The sequence below is a fragment of the Ciceribacter ferrooxidans genome (assembly GCF_004137355.1).
Classification (GTDB): Bacteria; Pseudomonadota; Alphaproteobacteria; order Rhizobiales; family Rhizobiaceae; genus Allorhizobium; species Allorhizobium ferrooxidans.
Genome location: NZ_SDVB01000335.1, coordinates 1 through 258, shown reverse-complemented (window position 1 = coordinate 258; position 258 = coordinate 1). Strand labels below are relative to the sequence as shown.

Sequence of the window (258 nt, the reverse complement as noted above, 5' to 3'; positions counted from 1 at the left end):
GGGCGTGGCTTCCCTCGTGGGGCCCCTCATCGGGGGGTTTCTCACCGACGAGGTGTCGTGGCGCGCGGTCTTTTACATCAATCTTCCCTTCGGTCTCCTCGCCATGGCGGCCATCGGATGGGGCCTGGCCGGAGAGTGCATCGCGCCGCGGAGCGCGGCCTTCGACTTTGCCGGCACGGGCATCTTCGCGGCCGCGATCTCGGTGCTCCTGGTTGGCCTCATCGAGGCCGGACGCGGCGCCTCGTGGTGGCGGCCCTC

The 258-nt window shown here is 70.2% G+C and carries 1 pseudogene; it reads left to right on the top strand.

Annotated features, from left to right (window positions below):
* Positions 1-16: 16 nt before the first annotated feature.
* Positions 17-258 (top strand): annotated as a pseudogene (locus EUU22_RS22195) (MFS transporter); the annotation flags it as partial.